Here is a 6,318-nt window from a genome sequence, read left to right as displayed (position 1 = left end):
GGTGCAAAGGGCTTCTGGGTGAGTATGTGGTCAATCTGGCGATCCGCCTGAAGCTGGATAAGCAACATTACCATTTGCTCAAAAATGTCACCCTGCCGACCGAGGATGGCTCGACCCAGATCGATCATGTGATCGTTTCTGTCTACGGGCTCTTTGTGGTCGAAACCAAGAATATGAAGGGATGGATCTTCGGCGGCCAGAACCAGAAAACCTGGACCCAGAAGATCTACCGTTGCAGCAACAAGTTCCAGAATCCGCTGCACCAGAACTACAAGCACACCCGTACCCTGCAATCTTTGCTGGGGCTTAGCGATGAGCAGATCTTTTCGGTCATCGCCTTTGTCGGGGATGCCGTATTCAAGACGCCCATGCCGGAGAATGTTACCCACGGCAATGGTTTTATCCGCTATATCAAGGCCCAAACCACGCCGGTACTGAGTCATGAACAGGTGCAGGAGATCATTGCCAAGATAGAGGGCGGGCGTCTGGAGCGTAGTTTTAAAACCAACCGTGAACATGTGGCCCATGTTAAAAGCATCATTGCCGAAAAAGTGGCGACCCCATCCTGTCCAAAATGCGGCAGCAGCATGGTCTCCCGTGTGGTGAAAAAAGGGGAGAAGGCGGGAAATACCTTCTGGGGCTGCTCCCGCTACCCTGCATGTAGGGGCATGATGGCAGAAGAGTGAGCGGGTAGCAGTTCAGGCACTGATTTGAGTAGGGGAAAATATGGCATTGGGAGTGAGTTGGTCGCAGCAGGAGATTGCTGTCACTGTGGCGGATTATATGCTGATGTTGCAGCAGGAGTTGGCCGGGCAGCGCTTCAACAAGGCGGCCCATCGACGTGCTCTGCTGGAAAAGCTCAACGGGCGCAGCCCTGCGGCGGTTGAGAAGAAGCATCAGAATATCAGTGCCGTGCTCAAGGCTAGCGGGCGGGTCTGGATTAATGGCTACAAGCCCTTGTCCAATGTCCAGATTGCGCTGGGTGAGGAGGTGGAGCAATGGCTGCTGCGTCATCCTGAGTTTGACGAGCTGCTGATGGCGGCTGTCGATCAACCTGCGGTAGTCCCGACGCACTTTGATTTCAGTGATTTTCTTGTGGAGCCGCCATCAGCTGCAAACAGTGTGCGTGAACCCACCATCGCCTATCGACTGCAACGGCCCCAGCTGCAGCGCGACTATGCGGCTCGTGAGGCGTCCAATCGTAAATTGGGTGAAGCCGGTGAGTTGCTGGTGTTGGGCTTTGAACGGCAACGCTTGATCATGGCGGGTTGCCATCACCTGGCCGATCGAGTCGAGCATGTGGCTAAAACCAAGGGCGATGGTTTGGGTTATGACATCCACTCTTATGAGCCTAATGGCCGGGATCGGCTGATCGAGGTCAAGACGACCGCCTTTGCCAAAGAAACACCCTTCTATGCCTCGCGTAACGAGGTCGAATTTTCTCACGATCATGCAGAGCTATTTGTGCTGAGTCGGGTCTATGGCTTTCGTCAGGCTGCTCATGCCTTCGAGCTACCGGGGTCGATCAAACGCAACTGTCAGCTGGATGCAGTGACCTATATCTGCAGTGTGTTATAGCGAAAGCGTTAAGGACATCCCAACCTACAACGGCCTTTGGCGAAGGCAAGCTCAAAAGCTAACCCCACCTTGATCCTCCCCTTGAAAAAAGGGGAGGGAGAACAGCGCAAGGCGTCTCTGTGTTGTAAATGGGATAGCTGGCTGTCCTTTGGTGAGGTTCCATGCGTACGAATACGCTTCGCTATTCGTACCTACGGGGTAATTGCCTGATTTTAAAGTATTTACCTTCCCCTTCGACAGGCTCAGGGTGAACGGCGATATCTCGCGGCAAGCGTTGGCTTCACAGGCTCAACTGAACGGTAATTCCACGCGGTAAACGCTGGGCTTCGCAGGCTCAGCACCAGCCTACAAAGGTCTCTGCCTTGGGTTGGCGAAAAGCCAACCCACCTAGATCCTCCCCTTGAAACGATGAGGGGAAAGAGGCCCCAAGAGGGTTGAGATCGACGGTCGCGGTCATCCAGGTTTTCCCCATATTCGAGGGCAGTGGTCGTTAGTGAAACCCAGAGAGCCGCGTTAGATTCGTCCTTTTAATCTGGCGAAGGGGCGCATCTTGTCATCGGCGGGCATGTCGGGGTATTGCGGGTTGTTGGCCCGTAGCAGGTAGCTGCCGTCGTTGGTTTTGATGATGCGGCGCAGCAGGTATTGGCTATCTCCGGCTTCGTCTTCTCTTTGGATTGCCACTATCAGGTTGCGCAGGGAACCGGCGTGATCCGGGTCGATCCACTCCAGCAGCAGTAAATCGCCATCCTGTATCGGGTCCTTGCCGCCATTCATCGAGTTGCCGCTGGCATTGGCCAGGAAGACGCGCTCGGGATCGAGCAAGCTGTGCTGCTCGTCCAGCGTCATCCATTGCACATCATCCGCCGAGCCATTTTTAAAGTGGCCACAGGCGATTTTCAGATTGGGGTAGTAACGCAGGCGGATCAGGTTCTGCGGGGCCGAGGTGCCTGCTTCGGTCTCTACACTGACAAGGGGGGCTGTGTCCACAGGGCTGGGCTGAGTGAGTTGTTTTTGCTGGCGGTATTGGGCCAGTCGCAGATCAATCAGCTCCTGCATCATCTGATGGAGTATCTCAAGCTGCTGCTCCGGCAGGGTGAAAGCGGGGCAGAAGTGCTCGTCCCGGATTTCAAACCAGTAGCTTGCCTTGGAGTCTGCATTGCCGGTCGTGCTGAATTTGATGGGATTATCCCGCCAGTAGCGGAACCAGCCATCCGAGTCGGCGGCCAGCGCCCGCTCTTTGGGGCTCAGATCCCGGGCTGCTATCTCAGGGTGGCGCTCTATGACCTGTCGTGAGTGGCGCGCCAACTCCCGCAGTGTCGGCGGCTGGCGCAGGCCGTCCAGATCCAGCACTGCCTGCAGCAGTATGATTTTGAAGCTTTTGGTCGTGACGGTCGTTTCAATGCCGGTCAGCAGGAAGTCGCGCAGGTTTGCCAGAACGGAGAGGGCCTCGTCGCTCAGATCGCCCTCCTGCTCGATCAGACCAAACCAGCTGCCATGCTGTTTGCGCAGTTTTACAAAATCAAAACCGGCCCAGAATGCCTGCGCTGCCGTTGGACGATAGCCCAGCTCCTCTTTGAGTGAGCGGTAATCGTCCCGAACATGAAGCCGCTGCCCGCGTTGCAGTTTGCTCAGCAGGGGCAGGAGCGTGGGGTCGAGATTGATATGGCATCCATCCGGCAGCGCAATGGGGGGATCCTGTGGACTGCGCTTGCCCTCCGTGGCCGCTAACAAGCTTTGCAGCAGGTAGGTTTTGTGCAGACAGGCCTTGTGGTTACCGACCAGATCGATGACCACCAGATGCTTTTTATCCGGGTGCAGGCGCAGGCCACGGCCCAACTGCTGTAAGAAGACGATGCGTGATTCGGTCGGGCGCAGCATCAGAACTGTGTCTATGGCCGGAAGATCCGTCCCTTCGTTGAAGAGGTCTACCGAGAAGATCACCTGCAGCTCGCCGCGTTCGAGTTCGTCTAACGCCTCATTGCGGCGCTTGGCTGAACCGGCGTAGACGGCGGCGGCTGAAATGCCCGCCTTCTGGAAGAGCTGGGCCATGAAGTCGGCATGGCGGGTGGAGATGCAGAAGGCCAGCGTCCGGGTTTGGCGCAAGGTTAACCAGTGGGTCAGGGCATGTTGCCCCCGCTTGTGGCTGGCAAAGGCGGTTTCCAGTGCCTGTGGATCAAACTTGCCATTGCGCCAGGGGATCTCGTCGTAGTTGATAAATTCATCGAGGATGCCGTGATAGATCAGCGGCACCAGCTGCCGCGCCAGGATCGCATCGCGCAGCCCCTTTTCGTAGATCAGATTGTCATCGCACAGTGCCAGAATGTCGGCCTGATCGGTGCGCTCAGGCGTGGCGGTCAGGCCGAGCAGAAAACGGGGCGCGAAGTAGTCGAGTATGCGGCGATAGGTGGGGGAGGAGGCGTGATGAAACTCATCCACCACTATGTAGTCGAAATGGTCCGGGCTGAACTGACGCAGGTGGCTGTCGCGCCCCAGGGTTTGTACCGAGGCAAAGAGCCAGTCGGCCTGATCCTGGCGGCTGCCGTTATAGAGGCCGGTATGGGCATCCGGTCTCATGCGGATAAAGGTGCGTTGCGCCTGCAGTATGATTTCATCGCGATGGGCGACGAACAGCAAGCGGCGGGCGTCCATCTGTCTGGCATCGAAGGCGGCAAGCCAGGTTTTGCCCAGCCCCGTCGCCATCACGACCAGCCCGCGCACAAAGCCTTGCTGGCGGCTTTGGGCTAATGCCGCCAGGGCTTCAACTTGCACCTCGTTGGGTAAGGGCGTTTCCCTGAGCTGTTCGGCATTGCTGAGATTATCGCCAGTCAGCACACGCAAGCCGGTTAGCGGGCTTATCCGGTAACGCTGCAGGTAGCTGTCTATCCAGGGATGGCTCAATGCCACGACGCGGGGATCATCCATCAGGCGCTCAAATTCCCGACGAACCTGCAGCAGAGTGATGGCCCCAGGGCTATCGGGCCGATCATTGACCTGATGGCACCAGTTCCACTCCAGTGATTCGGTCAGGGCGGCCCGCGAGATATTACTGGAGCCGACAAACGCACAGCCTTGCAGCTGATCCGCAGTGGCGGTGTGGATAAAGAGGTAGGACTTCATATGAAAGCCAGGATTGCTGGCGCTCTCATAGATCCGCACCTCTGCGCCGCGTTCGGCAAACTGCATCAGCTCGCGCAAGGCGACGGGCTCGGTCACATCCAGATAATCAGAGGTGATGATGCGGATGATGGCACCGCGTTGCTGGGCATCTTCCAGCGCCGGGATGAGGAGCCTTAACCCGCTCTGGCGAATGAAGGAGACGGTGATATCTATCTGGCTGGCCTGATTGATGGCGGCAATCAAAGGGGCAAGCAGGGGCGTGGTGAAGGAGGGATCCTGGGTTGAGCCACCGCAAAAAAGAGAGAGCTGGCTCATCGGGACTCCTTTTGCAGCACTACATTGAGCCAACGTTCACTCTCGCGTCCGGGACGCAGATCGCCGGTCTGCCAGATGTCGATGATGCGCAGCGGCACTGTTTGCAGCGGCAAAGAGTGCAGCAGTGCATCGAGCCCGGCTTCGTCCATATTGGTAAAGGTGCGGCCATCACGGCTGACTTGACCACTGCCGTATTTGAACGAACAGTAGAAGATACCCCGCGCTGTTAACTGGGCCGTCAGGTGTGCCATAACAGCCGGTAGTTCGGCAAGTGGCACATGCAGCAGTGAGGCGCAGGCCCAGATGGCATCCAGCGGTTTGCTGGCCTGGAACTCATCGAAACGGCAAACCGTCACCGCCTGTTGCAACAGGCGCTGAGCGAGTTGAGCCAGCTCCTGGCTGGCATCCATAGCCGTGACGCAAAATCCCTGATCGAGAAAATAGCGACTGTCACGCCCCGAGCCACAACCGGCATCGAGAATATGGGCATGCGGCGGCAGAAGGGGGAGGAAGCGTTGATAGAGCGTGGCCATATCCACAGCAATGGTGCCGTCGAAAAAGTTACGGGCGTTCTGGTTGTAGTAATCGATGGACATCAAGGCTTCCCACAGTGACAGCAATGACAGGTACTTTAACAAAAAGCGGGGGGACACCAGCAAGAAAAGCGGGAAAAGCCGAGTCAATTCGTGCGCAGGCTGTTGCCTGACTCGGTAAACGCTGGGCTTCGCAGGCTCAGCGCCAGCCTACAACGGCTTTTGTCGGCGGCAAGTTTAAGAGCCAACCCCACCCTGGCCCTCCCCTTGGAAAAAGGGGAGGGAGAACAGCGCAAGGTGTCTCTGTGTTGTAAATGGGATACATGGCTGTCCTTTGGTGATGTGGCTGTCCTTTGGTGATGCGTGTTCATGTTGGCTACCTTGCGTGATTCTCTGGCTGCGGCCATTGCCGAACAACCTGCATCCCGGCCAAAAACACGGGTAGAAACGCGGGTAGAAACGCGGGTAGAAATGCGGGTAGAAATGCGGGTAGAACCCAAACCCAACACACCGGAGCGGGTACTGGCACTCTTGTCGGCTGAGCCTGATTTGACGCTAAAAGAGGTGGCACTACGGCTTGATAAAGCAACCAGTACCATAGAGCGGGCCGCCTCTGGTTTGGTCAAAGCCGGTCGCCTACGCTTTGTCGGGCCGCGCAAGCGTGGTCGGTGGGAGGTGTTGTGATGAAAGAGACAGGCAACGAATACCCAACTCGCAGCGCTTGAGTCTCCATCGGCTGCATCTTTTAGCTATGCACGCGGTAAACGCTGGGCTT

The 6,318-nt window shown here is 57.0% G+C and carries 5 protein-coding genes; 3 read left to right on the top strand and 2 right to left on the bottom strand.

What is annotated here, in order from left to right; translation table 11 throughout:
- Together ACZYTD_RS10370 and ACZYTD_RS10365 are read left to right on the top strand one after the other, a co-directional pair.
- The coding region (locus tag ACZYTD_RS10370) for a nuclease-related domain-containing protein (protein WP_463891814.1) at window positions 1-686 on the top strand (686 nt) is incomplete at its 5' end.
- Between the two features lie 40 nt (window positions 687-726).
- On the top strand, window positions 727-1,578 hold the full coding sequence (locus tag ACZYTD_RS10365) for a protein NO VEIN domain-containing protein (RefSeq protein WP_463891812.1): 852 nt from the start codon (window positions 727-729) through the stop codon (window positions 1,576-1,578).
- 513 nt (window positions 1,579-2,091) lie between these two features.
- Here the strand turns inward: ACZYTD_RS10365 and ACZYTD_RS10360 are convergent.
- Both ACZYTD_RS10360 and ACZYTD_RS10355 read right to left on the bottom strand, forming a co-directional pair.
- Entirely contained in the window at window positions 2,092-5,010 is a 2,919-nt protein-coding gene (locus tag ACZYTD_RS10360) for a DEAD/DEAH box helicase family protein (RefSeq protein WP_463891810.1), read from the bottom strand.
- Window positions 5,007-5,606 carry a class I SAM-dependent methyltransferase gene (locus ACZYTD_RS10355; protein WP_463891809.1) on the bottom strand — a complete coding sequence of 200 codons (600 nt, stop codon included), beginning with the start codon at window positions 5,604-5,606 and terminating at the stop codon, window positions 5,007-5,009. Before ACZYTD_RS10355 ends, ACZYTD_RS10360 begins: the two co-directional genes overlap by 4 nt.
- Window positions 5,607-5,912: 306 nt before the next feature.
- On the opposite strand from ACZYTD_RS10355, the gene ACZYTD_RS10350 reads away from it, so the two are divergent.
- Window positions 5,913-6,227, top strand: coding sequence for a hypothetical protein (locus ACZYTD_RS10350; protein ID WP_463891808.1), 315 nt, complete (start codon window positions 5,913-5,915; stop codon window positions 6,225-6,227).
- The last annotated feature ends 91 nt before the right edge of the window (window positions 6,228-6,318 follow it).

Source organism: Pseudaeromonas sp. HNCC25DJ180 (assembly GCF_055413345.1).
This window is presented reverse-complemented; position numbering and strand designations above follow the sequence as displayed.